13 protein-coding genes and 2 tRNA genes are annotated in these 15,867 nt (G+C 53.0%); 11 read left to right on the forward strand and 4 right to left on the reverse strand.

Features of this window, described 5'->3' with window-relative positions:
* The first annotated feature begins 2 nt into the window (after positions 1 to 2).
* Entirely contained in the window at positions 3 to 1,835 is a 1,833-nt protein-coding gene (locus MKY59_RS06445; RefSeq protein WP_339276636.1) for an ABC transporter substrate-binding protein, read from the forward strand.
* Between the two features lie 132 nt (positions 1,836 to 1,967).
* Here MKY59_RS06445 and MKY59_RS06450 read toward each other — a convergent pair whose 3' ends face one another.
* The gene (locus tag MKY59_RS06450) at positions 1,968 to 3,470 is read right to left on the reverse strand and encodes a serine hydrolase (protein ID WP_339276637.1); all 1,503 of its coding nucleotides are present in this window, start codon (positions 3,468 to 3,470) and stop codon (positions 1,968 to 1,970) included.
* A gap of 241 nt (positions 3,471 to 3,711) precedes the next feature.
* Here MKY59_RS06450 and MKY59_RS06455 point away from each other — a divergent pair, with 241 nt between their 5' ends.
* The 6 genes from MKY59_RS06455 (at position 3,712) to MKY59_RS06480 (ending at position 12,438) form a co-directional block, all read left to right on the forward strand.
* Positions 3,712 to 4,944, forward strand: coding sequence for a DUF4367 domain-containing protein (locus MKY59_RS06455; RefSeq protein ID WP_339276638.1), 1,233 nt, complete (start codon positions 3,712 to 3,714; stop codon positions 4,942 to 4,944).
* Positions 4,945 to 5,463: 519 nt separating this feature from the next.
* On the forward strand, positions 5,464 to 6,651 hold the full coding sequence (gene alr, locus MKY59_RS06460) for an alanine racemase (protein WP_339276640.1): 1,188 nt from the start codon (positions 5,464 to 5,466) through the stop codon (positions 6,649 to 6,651).
* Between the two features lie 267 nt (positions 6,652 to 6,918).
* Positions 6,919 to 7,200 (forward strand): ribbon-helix-helix protein, CopG family, encoded by a 282-nt coding sequence (locus tag MKY59_RS06465; RefSeq protein WP_290371439.1) that lies wholly within the window; start codon positions 6,919 to 6,921, stop codon positions 7,198 to 7,200.
* Between the two features lie 3 nt (positions 7,201 to 7,203).
* The gene (locus tag MKY59_RS06470; protein WP_236415139.1) at positions 7,204 to 7,554 is read left to right on the forward strand and encodes a type II toxin-antitoxin system PemK/MazF family toxin; all 351 of its coding nucleotides are present in this window, start codon (positions 7,204 to 7,206) and stop codon (positions 7,552 to 7,554) included.
* A 197-nt stretch (positions 7,555 to 7,751) separates the two neighbouring features.
* On the forward strand, positions 7,752 to 9,941 hold the full coding sequence (locus MKY59_RS06475) for an alpha-galactosidase (protein ID WP_339276643.1): 2,190 nt from the start codon (positions 7,752 to 7,754) through the stop codon (positions 9,939 to 9,941).
* A 295-nt stretch (positions 9,942 to 10,236) separates the two neighbouring features.
* Positions 10,237 to 12,438, forward strand: coding sequence for a Tex family protein (locus MKY59_RS06480; protein ID WP_339278339.1), 2,202 nt, complete (start codon positions 10,237 to 10,239; stop codon positions 12,436 to 12,438).
* A 124-nt stretch (positions 12,439 to 12,562) separates the two neighbouring features.
* On the opposite strand, the gene cmpA is transcribed toward MKY59_RS06480, so the two are convergent.
* Together cmpA and MKY59_RS06490 are read right to left on the reverse strand one after the other, a co-directional pair.
* Positions 12,563 to 12,709: a cortex morphogenetic protein CmpA gene (cmpA, locus tag MKY59_RS06485; RefSeq protein WP_236415136.1), complete on the reverse strand. Its 147-nt coding sequence runs from the start codon at positions 12,707 to 12,709 to the stop codon at positions 12,563 to 12,565.
* 267 nt (positions 12,710 to 12,976) lie between these two features.
* Entirely contained in the window at positions 12,977 to 13,333 is a 357-nt protein-coding gene (locus tag MKY59_RS06490) for a hydrolase/acyltransferase (RefSeq protein ID WP_339276646.1), read from the reverse strand.
* Between the two features lie 117 nt (positions 13,334 to 13,450).
* Between MKY59_RS06490 and MKY59_RS06495 the strand changes: the two genes are divergently transcribed.
* From MKY59_RS06495 to MKY59_RS06505, 3 genes are all read left to right on the forward strand, one after another.
* Positions 13,451 to 13,918: a SprT family protein gene (locus MKY59_RS06495; protein ID WP_339276648.1), complete on the forward strand. Its 468-nt coding sequence runs from the start codon at positions 13,451 to 13,453 to the stop codon at positions 13,916 to 13,918.
* A 143-nt stretch (positions 13,919 to 14,061) separates the two neighbouring features.
* Positions 14,062 to 14,137: transfer RNA gene (locus MKY59_RS06500), tRNA-Asn, on the forward strand.
* 7 nt (positions 14,138 to 14,144) lie between these two features.
* Positions 14,145 to 14,233 (forward strand) — tRNA-Ser (locus MKY59_RS06505).
* An 86-nt stretch (positions 14,234 to 14,319) separates the two neighbouring features.
* Here the strand turns inward: MKY59_RS06505 and MKY59_RS06510 are convergent.
* Entirely contained in the window at positions 14,320 to 15,012 is a 693-nt protein-coding gene (locus MKY59_RS06510; RefSeq protein ID WP_339278340.1) for a metalloregulator ArsR/SmtB family transcription factor, read from the reverse strand.
* A 156-nt stretch (positions 15,013 to 15,168) separates the two neighbouring features.
* Between MKY59_RS06510 and MKY59_RS06515 the strand changes: the two genes are divergently transcribed.
* Entirely contained in the window at positions 15,169 to 15,819 is a 651-nt protein-coding gene (locus tag MKY59_RS06515) for a flavin reductase family protein (RefSeq protein WP_339278341.1), read from the forward strand.
* The last annotated feature ends 48 nt before the right edge of the window (positions 15,820 to 15,867 follow it).

The raw sequence follows: 15,867 nt of genomic DNA on the forward strand, positions 1-15,867 counted from the left end.
ACATGATCGATCATTATCTTCGGTTGCGTTTGAAGTTTTCGAATGTAGCGGATGGGGAGAGTTGTGCGAGTACGACTGGAGAGCTTGCCGATTGCTTGTGCTGCACGATGCGCAATATGAACTTGATCATGAACAGGTTCATGCGGGAAGGATGGGTCGAGTGGAGCCCGGAGCGAGGGAGAGGCAAGAAATCAAAGCTTGTGTTCCGCTATCCTCTGCGGGCGGCCGCGGGAGAGAGGTTTGAGCAACTCATGCAGGGCAACAGGCTCGATGAAGCCTATGAGCTGGCGTCGCGTCTGCCTTTTGCGATTCGAAACGATGTGCTGCAGCGACTCGGCGATCACTTTGGCTTTCGGTCTGCGGTGGGTAGCGAAGGCAGAATGGATACGCTGCGCATTCCCCAAGAAACGCCGTTCGTGACGCTTGATCCAACGCAAGTGGCCATGTGGGCGGAAGCCGGAATCGTGGGAGAAGTGTTTGACAGGCTGGTACGTTACAATGCCGAACGGGAGCGCTGCGAACCGAGCCTGGCCATTGCCTGGGAGAGCAATGCGGCTGGGACGGAATGGACCTTTTATTTGCACAAGGGCGTGCGCTTTCACCATGGCAAGTCCTTGGATGCGGAGGACGTAAAATATACGTTCGAGCGGATTGCGGCAGACCGCAGTAATCCGTGCAGATGGTTGTTCGGGGATATTGCCGGCATTGTTGCCTACGACGAGCTCACGGTACGATTCCGGTTAAGCAGGCCCCATTTCATGTTTCCGGACTTGATGAGCAGCATCGCTGCCTCCATTTTGCCGAGAGACGTAGATTTCGATCCGTTAAATCCGGTTGGAACCGGTCCGTACCGTTTGGTTCGCAACGATCCGCAGCTGCTGGCGTTAGACGTGAATCCTTGGTATTTCAAAGGGCGTGCTTACATTGATCGGGTTGAGTTATGGCAGCTTCCTCGGCTTCCTTCAGGGGAGCCGTTGGTGGAATCGGCCATTAAGCGGGACATGTTTCCCGATGGTCAGGGGAGAGCCGTGCAGTATGAAGCGCAGGGCGGAGTTTTTATGACGTTTAACATGCGCAAGCCCGGGCCGCAGCAGGACCGCAGATTCAGGCTTGCGATCAGATATTTGTTAAGCCGGCAAGCGTTGAATAACGAGATGGGGGACAAGAATACCCGGATTGCCTATAGCCTGTTTCGCGGTCGCTTGGAGGAACAGTCTGCAATGAGTCCCATGGATGATGAAGGTGTGGATGGATCTTTGGCGAGGGCGGCAACGTTGCTGCGTGACAGCGGGTATGCGGGGGAAACGGTGAGCGTCTGGGTGGAGGACGGCCATAAATTGCAAATCGACATGGCGTGGTTTGCCGATCGGTGCGAACGCGTCGGACTAAAGATAAACATCGTGCCCGGCGATGTGGTCAAGGCGGTCTACCACCACGATTTCGGAGAGCATGACCTGATCTACACGGGGGAGTTGTTTGATGAACATGTCATGTTAAGCCTGCTGACCATGTACACGTTTCGAAACACGTTGTTCCTGATTGCGATGGACGATGCGTGGCGGGCAGCACTGGCGCTTCAATGCAGTAGGGTCGTCGGCATTCGGGACGAGGACGAGCGGATGCAAGGATGGATCGAGCTGGAAGAAATGCTGATCCGCGAGGCACTGCTGCTGCCCATGTACAGTTTCCGGGAAGAGCACACCCACCATGCATCCTTGCGAGATTACAGGGTGGTCGGTTACGGGATGCCGGACCTGAGGCGATTATGGGTGAAGCGCAGCCCGGATGCCGAAAGCAGGCAGGAGAGCTATCCGGCGTATATCCCGTTATGGTAATGAATCACTGGATGGATACCCCGCTTATGATTTCGGTTGTGGTTTATTTGAAATATGAAACCGGAAGTACATATATAGATGATTTTGGGCATCAAAAAGGGGCTCGGCCAGAGCCCCATCGTTTTTCGCGGTTCAGGATTGCTTAGGCTGTTTGACAAATACAATCGGCTTCGTGCCGGGTTCCATCAGCAAGGGAATAGAAACCGATTGTACATGCCCGTCCTCGCTAACTTCGAACGTCGCTGTCACCGTTAACCCCAATAACGGAAGCTCCACCGAAAATGTTTCGTTTCCGGAATAGGTCATCGGCATTTCCAGTTGGTTAAAATAGGTTTCCAGTCCGTCTTCCCGACGGCGAACGAATAGCTCGCCATACCCGGGGTTAACATAAACGCCTTCATAGGCAGATCCATGCCGTTCAAGGGTGAACGATGTTGGCGTCTCCTCTTTGTCGGTTTGTTCCGGCTCCTTGCTTGTGGAAGTGATGGCACTAGGAGCGATGGCATCCGTATCCTGTTCGGCCGGTTCGCCGCCCATGATTTTACGCATTTTGCCGCTCCAATCGACGACATCCAGTTGAAGCAGTAAATCCACGACGCGGAACGACGCCGTGTAAGGCACCACGCTGCCTTGCGTATTGCTGAGCGCAACGATTCCGATGTTTTGTTCAGGCAGAAAGGCCACTTGGGAAGCAAAGCCGTCAATGGCTCCGCCGTGATGAATCATCATATGTCCGCGATAAGGCTCGATGAACCAACCGAGACCATAGGTACACACAGGCATTTCGCTGCCTTGGAATGGAGAGTCGCATGGCATGTGCGGCGTGTGCATGACGGCAAATTGCTCTTTGGAAATTAAGGACTGGCCGTCGAATTGTCCCTGGTTCAGCTGGAATCGCAGCCAGGCGATCATGTCGTTCAGGTTGCTGTTGATGGAGCCTGCAGGGCCAATAGCGTCGATGTTGCGGAACGGCATGCGCTCTAACTTCCCGTCTTTCTCTATATACGGATAGGCGTAGTCTTCCTTTTGCTGCATGTCCTGAACCGAAAATACGCTGGACGCCATGCCTAACGGATCCAATAGGTACTGCTGAGCGAACTGTTCCCATTCGGTTTCTTTGATGTGTCCCACGAGATAGCCAGCCGCCATATAGATCAGGTTCTGGTACTGCCATTTGTTTCTGAAATCTTCATTGGGTTCCAGATACTGCAAAGCGTAGATAAGCTCTTCTCTCGTACGGCCCGAATTGTACCAAGCCATTTCATGTCTCGGCAGGCCGGAGCGGTGGCACAACATATCTCGGATGGTCATACGTTCCGCAGCCATGGAATCAAACATTTGGAATTCTTCCATATACGTTTTAACGGGGGTATCCCATTTCATCAGCTCCTGATCGACAAGCTGTGCTGCCGTAGCTGCGGTGAATGCTTTGGTGCTTGAACCGATGGCAAAGAGTGTTTCAGGTGTAACCTCACTTTTGGATTCTACGTCGCGGTAACCGTAGCCTTTTTTCCAAATGATTTCATCGTTATGTATGACGGCTATGGCCAAACCGGCCGTTTTCCATTCCTGCAGCTGTTGGATGATATATTCGTCCAATCCGTCGAGCAATGTGGAGTTCGTTGCGATAGACATCTCGAATCCCTCCGTTTACATGAATTTGTTCCCCACGTCCACTATGCCTCTTCCCATTGGAAATTGCATCCTTCCCGAGACCGATTTGTGCCTGATCACCGACAATACGAAAAAGGATGAAGGCTTGTCAAACCAGTCCGCATAAATCGAACAAGTCCCTCATAGACATGTACTAATCAAGTAGGGGTTCTGCCGAACGCACAATCCCGAAGTGAAAACATGTGCTAAAGGGGATGATGTCATGCGCCGAATATCATGGATGCTTGCCATGGTATTGGTTTTCTCGGTCTTGCTTGCCGCTTGCGGGAAAAAGGATGCGGCAGCCGTGGTCAAAGATTTGAATGAAGTCGTGGGTGAGATGAAAAGTTATCAGGGATCAGGCGTCATGACGCTACATACCGGAGACACGCCGCAGCAGTACAAGGTCGAGGTATGGCATCAGAAACCGTCTTATTATCGCATCGCGCTCACCAACGCCAAAAAGGATATTACCCAGATCGTGCTCCGCAACGACGAAGGTGTCTTCGTGCTGACGCCAAGCCAGAACAAAAGCTTCCGTTTCCAGAGCAATTGGCCGGACAACCAGGGACAAGTTTATCTGTATGAAACGTTGATTCGCAGCATTACGGGAGATTCGACCCGTCAGTTCTCCGATGAAAAAGAAAGCTATGTTTTTGATGTGGCGGCCAGCTACAACACCCCAGCGCTCGTCCGTCAAAAAATATGGCTCCATAAAGGCGATTACGCGCCACAGCAGGTGGAAGTATCGGATGCCAGTGCGAACGTCGTCGTAGACGTCAAATTCGACAGTTTCAAATTCGGAGCCGAGTTTGGCAAGGACGCGTTCGACATGCAGCGCAACATGACGGCTGCCACGGGAGAGAAAGGACAGAACGGTACCAGCACCGGCGGCACAACAGAAACGGAAAACGGTAAGACGCAGGATGGCCAGAACGCAGGTAACGAGCAGGCTAATCCGCAAACGGCACCTGGCGAAGGTGCGGCATCCGAATCGGGAGGAACGTCCGTGGATGGTCAAACCGGCGTCTCCGAAGGAAATCAGACAGGAGCCCAACAGCCGTCTACCGGCAATGAAGGCGCGGAAGAAACGACCAATGCCTTACCGGAAGACGCGGGAAGCTTCGGTGTCATCGAGCCGACATATGCTCCGGAAGGCGTCAAGTTCAAGGACGATCAAATTTTGGATGAGTCGGAAAATTACTCGGTCATGCTGCGTTACGAAGGAATGTACAATTACACCATTTTTGAAGCAAGACCGCAGGACCGGGCCGTATCGCTCGCGCCATCGACGCTTATTGATCTCGGATTCACCGTCGGCATGTTAAGCGGAGATGCGCTGCAGACGCTGACATGGATGAATGACGGCATTGAATACCGGATTACGAGCAGTGACCTGCCTGTTCCTGAGATGGTGAAGATCGCCACGTCGATGCAGGACCAGTCGGGTAAATAGGTCTGAGGGTATAGGAGATTTGTCATTAGGCATGCTAAGAAGCATCGGGGAGTGGTTCTCCGGTGCTTTTTTTGGGTTCATAATATAGACTTCGTCCGGATTTTTGAAAGTGTGACGTGATGGAGAAAAGGTATTCATCCGCTTAGGACAGAAATCGGCGCTATTTTTTCCAGCAGGCCACACTCGCGATCCGAAACCCGCATATAATTGAAAGTATGGGTGTATTGAAACCAGCATCCCGGTTAAATGCAATTGGGGAATCATTACCATGCTCTGGAAAAAGGAAGGGCCGCTCCACATTGAAGCAGGCACGCTTACGAGCAGCCAGAAACGGGTATGTGTATAAGGGAGAGGGCGGATAAAATGCAAGCAGGCGAGAGGCGCCCTTCCTGTGAAACCCCACCCGTTTTCAGCCGTGCTGCCTTCGTATTCCGTCGTTGATTTGACAGTCACATGCTTGGGCATTACGATGGAAACTGACATGAGGCGGATTAAGAAGATTGGAGAAGGTGAAAGAACGTGCAACGACAATATCGGCCGACCCAAGCGGAAATTAACTTGGACCATCTGGACAGCAACGTAGAAGCTTTCCGCGCGGCATTGCCGCAAGGCATGAAGCTGCTCGCATGCGTCAAGGCAAATGCCTATGGCCATGGTGCAGTGGAGACGGCCAAAGAACTGGAACGAATCGGCGCTGATTATCTGAGCGTTGCTTTTCTGGACGAAGCGCTTGAATTAAGGCAGCATGGCATTACATTGCCGATTCTTGTATTGGGATATACTCCGCCGGAAGGCATCGTGGAGGCTTGGAAGCATAACGTGACCATCACCCTGTTCAGCAGGGAGGTGCTCGAGGCCATTCGCAGTCTGGACCCGGGCCTGAGCGACCGCAGGCTCAAAGTGCACATCAAGATCGATAGCGGCATGGGCCGATTGGGCTTGCTGCCTGGGGAAGAAGCGGTGGCTTTCGTCCAGGAAGTGGCCGATTTGCCGCAGGCAGAGCTGGAGGGCATGTTTACCCATTATGCCAAAGCAGACGAAGAAGACAAAACGTATACCCTGGAGCAGTATCGACGGTTTCAAGGCGTGGTGGATGCGCTGCGAAATCAGGGATGCACCATCCCGATCTTACATACGGCGAATAGCGCAGCCGCGATCGATTCTCCCGGATTGTCTTATGACATGGTACGGGTCGGAATCAGTCTCTATGGGCTGTATCCATCCGCCGAGGTGAATCATCAGGCCGTGAAGCTTTCGCCGGTATTGACGCTGAAAACCAAAACGGTTCTGGTCAAAACGCTGCCGTCCCATTGGGGCATCAGCTATGGAACCCGTTATGTAACGCAGGACAATGAACGAATAGCGACACTGCCGATCGGTTATGCAGACGGATTCTCCCGAATGCTGACGGGCAAGGCGCAGGTGCTTATACGCGGTCGCCGCGTTCCCGTTGTCGGCACGATCTGCATGGACCAATGCATGGTGTCGCTGCAAGCTTTCGCGGAAGAAGCGGAAGACATTCAAGCCGGCGAAGAGGTTGTTCTCATCGGCCATCAGCATGGGGAGACCATTTCCGCAGAGGAGGTCGCTTCCCAACTCGGTACCCTCAACTATGAGGTGATTTGCATGCTCGCGCATCGCGTTCCGCGCGTATATACACGCGGTGGAACAGAAGTTGCCAGCATCAACCCCCTTTTGACAACCTAATCATTCGCAAGGTTTATATTTCCAGCAAAGTTTTTTCCGAATCGGCAGGAATAATGTCATCCCGTCCCGAAATCTTATCTTTGGAACGATCCGAGGATGTAAATCCTGTAAAAGGATGTCTGACCTGTACGAATAATGCCTGCCCGGTTTATAATGGAGTACAGCATACTTGATATACTGGGGGCATATATATTCCTTTGTATAAAAGTTCTGGAAAAACGCAATACTGGAACACAATGGCGAATGGTTTTTGGGGGTGGAAGAAAGGTGGCCAACTTGCAAAACACCAAGCGGATCATGATCAGTCTGCCTGATCATCTTCTGCAGGAAGTGGATGGCATCGTCGCGATGGAGAATTCCAACCGCAGCGAATTGATCAGGCAGGCCATGAAGCTGTATTTGACAGAGCGGAAAAAGCGTTATATTCGCGAGTCGATGCAGCGCGGGTACATGGAGATGGCGAAGATTAATCTAACCATGGCATGCGAGGCCTTTCACGCGGAGGAAGATGCGGACAGCACTCTGGACCGCTTAGTTAGCGGGGTGTAGACATTGATCGTAAAACGCGGTGACGTTTTTTTTGCGGATCTTTCTCCCGTTGTTGGTTCCGAGCAAGGCGGGGTCAGACCGGTTCTGGTGATCCAGAACGATATCGGCAACCGATTCAGTCCAACCTGTATCGTGGCGGCCATTACCGCCCAGATTCAGAAGGCGAAGCTGCCGACGCACGTCGAGATTGATGCGGAGGCACATGGGTTTGATCGGGACTCGGTGATTTTGCTCGAACAAATACGGACCATTGACAAGCAAAGGCTGACCGACAAGATTACCCATCTTGACGAGGAGACCATGAAGCTGGTCAATGAGGCATTGCAGATCAGCATAGGGCTGATCGATTTTTGAAATGCGGTTCCCAGGAAGAACACTATCATAACCGCAGTTTGTTAAGGGAGCGTACGGCCGTCTTAGAGAGGGCTGTGCGCTCTTTGCATGTCCAGCTTCATCAAGCGTTGTGAAAGCGTAGAACAATTAAAGGGTTTTCGCTATAATGGTACCGGAGAAACCGTTTACGAGAAAGATATACAGAGTGGAGGAAGCATATGAGCATTTTGATCAATCCGGACAAGCTTCAGTTTCATCTGCAGACCCGCAAGGCAAGCTACGTATTTCAGGTCATGCCTTCGGGGCATTTAGTGCATCTGTATTACGGCAAAAAATTGCGAGACACCGATCTGGGCTGGCTTCACGTTCGCACGGAACGGGCATCGTTCAGCCCTAACCCCGTGCCGGAAGATCGCACCATTTCATTCGATACATTGGCGCAGGAACTGCCGGTATATGGAACGAGCGATTTCCGCCACCCGTCCGTACAGCTGCAGCTGGCCAACGGATCGATGATTACCGAGTTTACTTATGTCGGTCATCGATTGGAGCAAGGCAAACCCGTGCTGGAAGGCTTGCCAGCGACTTACGTGGAATCGGCCGATGAAGCCGATACGCTTGTGATCGAGCTGGAAGATCGCGTGGCAGGCGTGCGCATCGAGCTTTCTTACACGGCATTCGACAAGTTCAACGCGATTACGCGTTCCATGCGGGTCATTAATGACAGCGCTACCGCGGTAAACCTCGTGCGCGCGCTCAGCATGTCCGTTGACTTTCCGCATGACCGATACGAACTGCTTCACCTATCCGGTGCGTGGACGCGCGAGCGCGACGTGGTGCGCAGAGCGCTGGCTTCCGGCATGCAAGGCGTGGAGAGCCGCCGCGGTGCGAGCGGCCATCAGCAGAACCCGTTCTTGGCGCTGCTGACGCCGGGCACCGACGAGGATCATGGCGAGGTGTACGGCTTCAGCCTTGTCTACAGCGGAAGCTTCACGGCGCAGGCTGAAGTGGATCAGTTCAAAACCACCCGCCTGTCCATGGGCATCAACCCGTTCGATTTCAGCTGGAAGCTGGACTCCGGGGAAGCGTTCCAGACGCCGGAAACGGTTATGGTATATTCGGATACCGGTTTGGACGGCATGTCTCAGTCCTTTCATGAGCTTTATCGCGAACGACTGGCGCGCGGCCGGTTCCGCAATGCGGAGCGCCCGGTGCTCGTCAACAACTGGGAAGCGACTTATTTCGCTTTCAATGCGGACAAGATTGAGCAGATCGCCCAAGCGGGCAAGAAGCTCGGCATTGAGTTGTTCGTCTTGGATGACGGTTGGTTCGGCCATCGCGACAGCGACAATTCCTCGCTGGGTGACTGGTTCGTGGATAAAAGCAAGCTGCCCGCCGGCCTGGAGGATCTGGCCAACCGGGTGACCGGATTGGACATGCAGTTCGGGCTCTGGTTCGAACCGGAAATGGTATCGCCGGACAGTGAGCTGTATAAGGCCCATCCGGATTGGTGCCTGCATGTTCCTGACCGTCGCCGCACCGAAGGCCGACAGCAGCTCGTGCTGGATTTCTCCCGCCAGGACGTGCGTGACGAAATTGTTCGCATGCTCAGCGACGTTCTGGGCTCTGCCCCGATTTCCTACGTGAAATGGGATATGAACCGCAACATGACCGAAGTGGGTTCCGCATTGCTGCCAGCAGATCGCCAGCGCGAGACGGCTCACCGCTACATGCTTGGATTGTACGACGTTATGGAACGCGTCACGTCTTCGTTCCCGCACATTTTGTTCGAAAGCTGTTCGGGCGGCGGCGGCCGTTTCGATCCGGGCATGTTGTATTACATGCCGCAAACATGGACCAGCGACAACACGGATGCCATCTCGCGTTTGCGCATCCAGTACGGAACGAGCCTCGTATATCCGGTAAGCTCGATGGGATCCCATATTTCTGCTGTTCCGAATCACCAGGTTAACCGGATCACTTCCCTGGAAATCCGCGGGCATGTAGCCATGTCCGGCAACTTCGGATACGAACTCGACCTGACTCGCTTCACCGAAGAAGAGAATGAAATCGTGAAGGCACAGGTCGAGTTGTACAAGGAAATTCGCGGAACGATCCAGTTCGGTACGTTCCGTCGTCTCCTCAGCCCGTTCGAAGGCAACGAAACGGCCTGGATGTTCACGTCGCCGGACGGAAGCGAGGTTGTCGTCTTTTACTTCCGCGTGCTGTCCGAGCCGAATGCGCCGCTGCAGCGCCTGAAGCTGAAAGGGCTTGATCCGGAAGCGGATTATCGCTTGAAGGGCGGGTCCGAAACGTTCACCGGAGATGCGCTGATGTATGGCGGCATTGCGGTTGGTGCAGCCAAAGGAGATTACCTGAGCGAAATGTTCCGCTTCGAACGTGTTTGAGGCTTAAATTAAACCATCCGATCCTAACAGGGCCGAAATGCATTGGAAGATGTGTTTCGGCCCTTCTTTGCGGTCGCCGGGAAAGGGATTGGGGTTGGTTCTGAGCTGTAAGAACTTGCTATGCGCACGATTGCTGGAAATCTGCACGGAATTTTGTGATAATATAAAAAAGGGAAACCTGTTCAAGTGGCAGGTTACATATGGGATTACAGCAGCGCGGCTGCCCCGAACATAGCCTGATCTGTACGATTCAGGAAGGAAAGAGGGATTGGATTTGTCTGAACAGGAAACGGTTATGGAAATGAATGAAGAGAAAATAAAGGCTGAACGCCATGAACGTATTGTAAAACAAGTTGCGAAGGAACTGTCGTTATCGCTCAAACAGATCCGTACAACCACGGAGCTGCTGGATGAGGGGAATACGATTCCGTTTATTGCCCGTTACCGCAAAGAAATGACGGGCGAGCTCGACGAAAACCAGCTGCGGCAGATTGAAGAACGCATCGTATACCTGCGCAACCTCGAAGACCGAAAAGTCGAAGTCATCCGCATTATCGAAGAACAGGGCAAACTGACCGAGGATTTGAAAACGTCCATCACGAAGGCGGTCAAATTGCAGGAAGTGGAAGACCTGTACCGACCTTATCGCCAGAAACGCAAGACACGTGCCAGCGTGGCGAAGGAGAAAGGTTTGGAGCCGCTCGCGGCCTGGATCTGGGCTCAACCGAAACAAGGGAACGTGGCGGAGGAAGCCGCACGTTACGTGAATGCCGAGCTTGGGGTGGACGACGCGGATGCCGCACTCCAGGGAGCCAAGGATATCCTTGCCGAGAACGTGGCCGACGATGCAGCAATTCGCGCCTGGATTCGCAGATATACGCTTGATCATGGCATGCTGACTTCCGAAGCGAAAGATGCGGAACAGGAATCCGTGTACGAGAACTACTATAGCTATCGCGAGCTGGCCAAAAAAATGCCGCCGCACCGGATTCTGGCCATTAACCGCGGAGAGCGCGAAGGCATTCTCAAAGTCGGGCTGGAAGTCCAGCCGGAGTCGGCCCATCGGCACATGGAAGGCCAGATCATTAAAGGCGCTTCCGCCGTGCAGGATATTTTGCGCGCCGTCATCGAAGATGCCTACAAACGGCTGATTGCTCCTTCAATCGAACGCGAGGTCCGGGCAGAGCTGACGGAGAAGGGCGAGGCCCAGGCGATTTCCGTCTTCTCGGCCAACCTGCGCAACCTGCTGCTGCAACCGCCGATCCACGGCAAAAGCGTGCTGGGCGTGGACCCGGCATACCGGACCGGCTGCAAGCTGGCCGTTGTGGACGATACGGGCAAACTGCTTGAGGTTGCCGTCACGTACCCGACGCCGCCGAACAACAAAAAACGCGAAGCTGCGGAAGTCTTCCATCGCATCATTAAACAGTACGACATCGGTCTGATCGTCATCGGCAATGGTACGGCATCGCGCGAAACGGAACAGTTTGTTGCCGAGATCATTCAAGAGAACGGGGACGACAACCTGGTATACCTGATCGTCAACGAGGCTGGAGCGAGCGTATACTCCGCTTCCAAACTCGCCCAGGAGGAGTTCCCGGATCTGGACGTGGCCGAACGGAGCGCTGCCTCCATCGCTCGCCGGGTACAGGATCCGCTGGCTGAACTGGTCAAAATCGATCCCAAAGCGATCGGCGTCGGACAGTATCAGCATGATGTTTCCCAGAAAGTGCTGGAGGAGAGCTTGAAAGCTGTCGTCGAATCGGCGGTCAACCATGTCGGGGTCGACGTCAATACGGCTTCGCCTTCGCTGTTGTCCTACGTGGCTGGCGTGAATGCGACCATCGCGAAAAACATCGTCAAGTTCCGTGAAGAGAACGGACGCTTCTCGAATCGCCGCCAGCTGCAGAAAGTGCCGCGTCTGGGCGCGAAAACGTATGAGCAGTGCGTCGGCTTCATGCGCATCGGCGAAGGAGACAATCCGCTGGACCGCACCCCGATTCATCCTGAGTCCTACAAGGTGGTCGACCAGTTGTTCGCCGAGCTGAACATCGGTCTGGACAAGCTGGGCAGCAAAGAATTGTCGGAATTGCTCTCCCGGCAAAATCCGGAGCAATTGGCTGCCAAGCTGGGCGTTGGCGTGCCTACGCTGCGCGACATTTTGGACAGCCTGCAGCGTCCGGGCCGCGATCCGCGCGAAGAGATGCCGCTGCCGATTTTCCGCACGGACGTCCTGAAAATCGAAGATCTGGTTCCAGGCATGGAACTGCAAGGTACGGTGCGCAACGTGATCGATTTTGGCGCTTTCGTAGACATCGGCATTAAGAGCGATGGGCTTGTCCATATTTCGCAGCTTAGCAACGGGTACGTCAAACATCCGATGGATGTCGTATCCGTAGGCGATAATGTGACGGTGTGGGTACTTCACGTGGATGTCAAAAAAGGCCGCGTTGGACTGACCATGAAAAAGCCGGCTTCGGCTCAGCAGTCCTCATGATCGGCACACCACGCACAGAGAACAGCCTTCCCTTTCCGGGGAGGCTGTTTTTGTCATGTATGGGCTTCGTTGTGTTCCGCGACCGGTCCGAACGAAAAAGCGGGCTGCGCCCGTGAAGGGCTCGTCACATTTCACTGTCTGCGCTGCGAGATACGCTGCTATTGCTCGGTTTGTTCCGATAAAAGAACCAGCATTCGTTCAGGAGTTTGATCTGGCGGCTATCCTTTTTGTGGAATGCCCGCATCAGTTGATTGCAAAGCCATTGGGGCAAGGGTATCTCCTCCTCTTGCGTTTTCATCTGTACGTTAGCATATGTGGCTATAGCCTGACCCGTGCGGAATAACCCGGGCATGAACGTTGGAAAATTCAATGCCAGCATAGCTCCTTATAGCTGCTCGGTTCAGGTGAAAGCTTTTCTTGGAGTTCATGCATACAAGATGAGCGACGTTGGGCCATACAGCGCAAAAAAGCGCATCCTCCGGTTGGGGAAAATGCACTTTCAGGTTGGGTATTCTGCCTATGGGTGTATACGAGTCGATCAGAGCGCTTCGGCTTCTTCCTCGTACCATTGCTCCAATTGAGCTTGCAGCGCACGAATTTCGGTGAGCAGCGCAATCAACGGGTAATGGTTCTCTTTCAATCTGGCAAAACTCTGCTCCAGCGCGTTGATGTAATCCATCCCGGAAACGATCACCCATTGCTCGCTCAGCAAATCAAGATTGTCGCATTCCGCAACGGCCCGAGGCAGTTCGGGTACATCTGCAGCCGTGAGTTTGTCGATTTCCTTGTGCAGGCGCAGATTGAGCGCACTCAATTGATAGGCATAATCGGCCGGCATCTCCACAAATTGCAGGTGCCCTGCCTGTTGCAAAATGACGTAACGCATTTTCGGCATAACGAGTCGTAGCTCCCCTCATACATTCTACTTGACAGTGTAGCCCACGAAACGGTTACAATTCAAGGGTATGCTTGCAAACAAAAAGATTGGCCTGCACCAAAGGAGAGGAAATCAGTGGAGAATGACGAATTGCAGCAATGGATCGAGCAGGTGTCTCTGGAGCACTTTGGAGTCCCGTTTACGCATGAGGCGCTATTCAATCCTCGTTTGTCGACGACGGGCGGACGATACATGCTGAAAAGCCACCGGATCGAGATCAATCCTCGTCAGCTTGAAGTGCACGGACGGGAAGAGGTCGAAAAAATTATCAAGCATGAGCTGTGTCACTACCATTTGCATATCCGGGGGCGCGGTTATCGTCATCGGGATCCGGAGTTCAAGGCATTGCTGCAAAAAGTGGGAGGTTCCCGGTTCTGCCAGTCCCTGCCGGACGGGATGGGGAGAAAGACGCTGCCTTATCGCTATAAACTGGTTTGCAAAAGCTGTGGCACCGAATACTTGCGTAAACGCAAAATGGACCCGAAGCGTTATCGCTGCGGACGCTGCACGGGAAAGTTGGAGCTGCGCGACATGCCGTCATGATTGCAGAGCGCGTATACGGACACAAGAAGAAGCGGAAGTTGTCTCATAAGAGAAAAATGCTGCAAAAAAATGTTTAAAACAGTGTCAACGTTATTGACTTGGCAAGCCAATCATGTTAAATTATTTTTATCCACTAAAAATATTCCCTGATAGCTCAGTTGGTAGAGCACTCGACTGTTAATCGAGTTGTCACAGGTTCGAGTCCTGTTCGGGGAGCCATTTCTTTGGAGAGATACCCAAGTGGCTATAAGGGGACCCTCTGCTAAGGGGTTAGACTGCGTAAGCGGTGCGAGGGTTCGAATCCCTCTCTCTCCGTACTGAATATACAAAATACAAATCCTCTTCACGTGAATCGGTTAACGATTCCAGTGAAGAGGATTTTTTAGTTTCTTATTTTTGATTCAAAACATGATTCCGAGCACGTTTGACAAGCCTTGTTTGCCTTCTTCCGTCACTTCGACGGCACGGCTGCCTGTTTTGCGGCGCGTCCATCCAAGCTCCGCCAGTCGCCGTTCCAGTTGATCACCGAGCAAGCCGGAGATATGGAACCTGCGTTCGCTCCAATCCAGGCACTTGCGTGCGATTGCTCTGCGCGTTCCGGATCGATGCGAAAGGTCGATTCCGAACGACTCAAACCATTCATATCCTTTCGTTGGAATGTGATAATCCTTGTTCTGGCCATCGTCCACGATATAGCCTTTCTGCAACAAGGCGTCGCAGAGGGCGATACCCAACTTTCCGGCCAGATGATTGTAACAGGTGCGGGCGGAACTGAGCTGTTGCAGCTGATCGGATTGTTTGAGGGAACGTACGGAGACAGGGGGGGCGATGCTTGCCATCGTTTCGATCAAAAAGGCAATGTCATGACTGGCCAGGCGATAATACCGATGCCTTCCCTGACGTTCCACAACGAGTAATCCGCCTTCTACCAATTTGGCCAGGTGGTTGCTTGCGGTTTGGGGAGTCACCCCCGCCATATAAGCGAGTTCGCCGGCAGGCAATGCTCTCCCGTCCAGCAAGGCTTCCATAAATACGGCACGACTGGGGTCCGCGATTAATGATGCAATCGCTGAAATATTAGGGTATGCATTCATACTTCGATGATAACTGAACAATTGCCGTATTACAATGCAATCAGGCACGAAAAATCTGCCCCGAAGGTCGGATGCATGTTGTCGCTATGAAAGAAGTCGTTTTTGAAGGATGGAATGGAGGAAGGATACATGGGACATCGCTACCTGAAGGATCATATGGAGCATAACAACAGCTGTGAAACCAGGACTTTTCATGAAAAATCGGTGGAGCTTCATGAAGTGATCCGCCCGAATATTTTATATTATGGCACACCCGTGCTGCTGCTCAGCACGCTGAATGAGGACGGGTCAACCAACATATCCCCGTTATCGTCGTCATGGGCTCTGGGAGATTGCGTCGTGCTTGGGTTAGGCGTTCAAGGGCAGGCTTTCGATAACTTGAGCAGGCATAAGGAATGTGTTATTAATTTGCCGGATGCCACCTTATGGAGACAGGTTGAGCTTTTGGGAAAGTATACAGGCAAAAGTCCGGTTCCTGAGGAAAAAGCGGAAATGGGATATCGATTCTGCTCGGACAAGTTCGAGGCTGCGGGGTTTACGTCACAGCGTTCGGCAGAAGTTCGTCCTGATCGGATCGCCGAATGCGCGCTCCAAATCGAAGCCTCGGTGCAGCATATTCGCATACCCCAACATACGCCGTTTATGGCGATTGTTGAAGCTAAGGCGCTAATGGTACATGCCCATCCGGGGATCATCTCTGCTCAGGACCATATTGATCCGGAAAGATGGAATCCGCTTATTTATAATTTTCGGCACTACTACGGACTCGGGGAGAAGCATGGAGAGAGCTTTAGGGCGAGGAAGTGATCGGACGTAAGAAAGAAGAGAGGGCGGGGGCCGACGAAGGTCCTCGTC

Source organism: Paenibacillus sp. FSL W8-0426 (genome assembly GCF_037969725.1).
GTDB classification, from domain to species: Bacteria; Bacillota; Bacilli; order Paenibacillales; family Paenibacillaceae; genus Paenibacillus; species Paenibacillus hubeiensis.